Here is a 3,287-nt window from a genome sequence, read left to right as displayed (position 1 = left end):
TCGTTCATTGAAAACTGGATATTGAAGTAAAAGAAATCAAAACAAACCGAGAACACCGCGTTGAAGAGTTAATTAACTGTTCGAAGCTTATTTTTTAAAGGTGACGGACTCTATCGCTAGAGCACCGAGCCAAACCAGACCGTAAGGTCAATAAGGTTAAGTGAATAAGGGCGCACGGTGGATGCCTTGGCACTAGGAGCCGATGAAGGACGGGACTAACACCGATATGCTTTGGGGAGCTGTAAGTAAGCTTTGATCCAGAGATTTCCGAATGGGGGAACCCAGCATCTTTTATAGGATGTTACTGTTCAGTGAATACATAGCTGGATAGAGGTAGACGCAGAGAACTGAAACATCTAAGTACCTGCAGGAAGAGAAAGAAAATTCGATTCCCTGAGTAGCGGCGAGCGAAACGGGAAGAGCCCAAACCAACGAGCTTGCTTGTTGGGGTTGTAGGACTCCGATATGGTAGTCTGTCAAGATAGTCGAAGGACTTGGAAAAGTCCGCTAAAGAGGGTAAAAGCCCCGTAGACGAAATGTTGGCAACACCTAGGAGGATCCTGAGTACGGCGGAACACGAGAAATTCCGTCGGAATCCGCGGGGACCATCCCGCAAGGCTAAATACTCCCTAGTGACCGATAGTGAACCAGTACCGTGAGGGAAAGGTGAAAAGCACCCCGGAAGGGGAGTGAAATAGATCCTGAAACCGTGTGCCTACAACAAGTCAAAGCCCGTTAATGGGTGATGGCGTGCCTTTTGTAGAATGAACCGGCGAGTTACGATTGCTTGCGAGGTTAAGTTGAAGAGACGGAGCCGCAGCGAAAGCGAGTCTGAATAGGGCGAATGAGTAAGTAGTCGTAGACCCGAAACCATGTGATCTACCCATGTCCAGGTTGAAGGTGTGGTAAAACGCACTGGAGGACCGAACCCACGTACGTTGAAAAGTGCGGGGATGAGGTGTGGGTAGCGGAGAAATTCCAAACGAACTTGGAGATAGCTGGTTCTCTCCGAAATAGCTTTAGGGCTAGCCTCGGAATTAAGAATGATGGAGGTAGAGCACTGTTTGGACTAGGGGCCCATCTCGGGTTACCGAATTCAGATAAACTCCGAATGCCATTCATTCATATCCGGGAGTCAGACTGCGAGTGATAAGATCCGTAGTCGAAAGGGAAACAGCCCAGACCACCAGCTAAGGTCCCAAAATATATGTTAAGTGGAAAAGGATGTGGGGTTGCACAGACAACTAGGATGTTGGCTTAGAAGCAGCCACCATTTAAAGAGTGCGTAATAGCTCACTAGTCGAGTGACCCTGCGCCGAAAATGTACCGGGGCTAAACATATTACCGAAGCTGTGGACGATACCATTAGGTATCGTGGTAGGAGAGCGTTCTAAGGGCGTTGAAGGTAGATCGTGAGGACTACTGGAGCGCTTAGAAGTGAGAATGCCGGTATGAGTAGCGAAAGACAGGTGAGAATCCTGTCCACCGTATGACTAAGGTTTCCTGGGGAAGGCTCGTCCGCCCAGGGTTAGTCGGGACCTAAGCCGAGGCCGAAAGGCGTAGGCGATGGACAACAGGTTGATATTCCTGTACCAGTTGTTTTTGTTTGAGCAATGGAGGGACACAGGAGGCTAAGGAAAGCATGCGACTGGAAGTGCATGTCCAAGCAGTGAGTCTTGCGTAGAGTGAAATGCTTTATGCTATAAGGATGAGCTGTGATGGGGAGGGAAATAACAGTACCGAAGTTCCTGACGTCACACTGTCAAGAAAAGCTTCTAGTGAGAAAACAACTGCCCGTACCGTAAACCGACACAGGTAGTCGAGGAGAGCATCCTAAGGTGAGCGAGCGAACTCTCGTTAAGGAACTCGGCAAAATGACCCCGTAACTTCGGGAGAAGGGGTGCTGACGACCGTCAGCCGCAGTGAATAGGCCCAAGCGACTGTTTATCAAAAACACAGGTCTCTGCAAAATCGAAAGATGAAGTATAGGGGCTGACGCCTGCCCGGTGCTGGAAGGTTAAGAGGATGGGTTAGCTTCGGCGAAGCTCAGAATTGAAGCCCCAGTAAACGGCGGCCGTAACTATAACGGTCCTAAGGTAGCGAAATTCCTTGTCGGGTAAGTTCCGACCCGCACGAAAGGCGTAACGATTTGGGCACTGTCTCAACGAGAGACTCGGTGAAATTTTAGTACCTGTGAAGATGCAGGTTACCCGCGACAGGACGGAAAGACCCCATGGAGCTTTACTGTAGTTTGATATTGAGTGTTTGTACCACATGTACAGGATAGGTAGGAGCCGAAGAGATCGGGACGCTAGTTTCGATGGAGGCGCTGGTGGGATACTACCCTTGTGTTATGAACCCTCTAACCCGCATCACTTATCGTGATGGGAGACAGTGTCAGATGGGCAGTTTGACTGGGGCGGTCGCCTCCTAAAGAGTAACGGAGGCGCCCAAAGGTTCCCTCAGAATGGTTGGAAATCATTCGCAGAGTGTAAAGGCAGAAGGGAGCTTGACTGCGAGACTTACAAGTCGAGCAGGGACGAAAGTCGGGCTTAGTGATCCGGTGGTTCCGCATGGAAGGGCCATCGCTCAACGGATAAAAGCTACCCTGGGGATAACAGGCTTATCTCCCCCAAGAGTCCACATCGACGGGGAGGTTTGGCACCTCGATGTCGGCTCGTCGCATCCTGGGGCTGTAGTCGGTCCCAAGGGTTGGGCTGTTCGCCCATTAAAGCGGCACGCGAGCTGGGTTCAGAACGTCGTGAGACAGTTCGGTCCCTATCCGTCGCGGGCGTTGGAAATTTGAGAGGAGCTGTCCTTAGTACGAGAGGACCGGGATGGACTTACCGCTGGTGTACCAGTTGTTCTGCCAAGGGCATTGCTGGGTAGCTATGTAGGGAAGGGATAAACGCTGAAAGCATCTAAGTGTGAAGCCCACCTCAAGATGAGATTTCCCATTTCTTTAAGAAAGTAAGACCCCTGAGAGATGATCAGGTAGATAGGTTCGGAGTGGAAGGCCAGTGATGGTTGGAGCGGACGAATACTAATCGGTCGAGGACTTAACCAAATGGAAGAAAATAAAAAAGTGACAAACTCGACGAGTTTTGATTTCAACTTCAATCCAGTTTTGAGTGAATGAATATTCAACTCAATAGCAACAACACCCAGTGTGGTGGCGATAGCAAGAAGGATACACCTGTTCCCATGCCGAACACAGAAGTTAAGCTTCTTAGCGCCGATTGTAGTGAAGGGTTTCCCTTTGTGAGAGTAGGACGTCGCCACGCTAA

2 rRNA genes are annotated in these 3,287 nt (G+C 50.0%); both read left to right on the top strand.

Annotated features, from left to right (window positions below):
• Positions 1–154 precede the first annotated feature (154 nt).
• Positions 155–3,067 (top strand): 23S ribosomal RNA (locus BCR26_RS15875).
• Positions 3,068–3,168: 101 nt separating this feature from the next.
• Positions 3,169–3,284 (top strand): 5S ribosomal RNA (gene rrf, locus BCR26_RS15870).
• Positions 3,285–3,287 lie beyond the last annotated feature (3 nt).

Source organism: Enterococcus rivorum, assembly GCF_001742285.1.
Taxonomy (GTDB): Bacteria; Bacillota; Bacilli; order Lactobacillales; family Enterococcaceae; genus Enterococcus_L; species Enterococcus_L rivorum.
The sequence above is the reverse complement of the archived record's forward strand: the minus strand, read 5'-3'. Positions and strand labels throughout refer to the sequence as shown.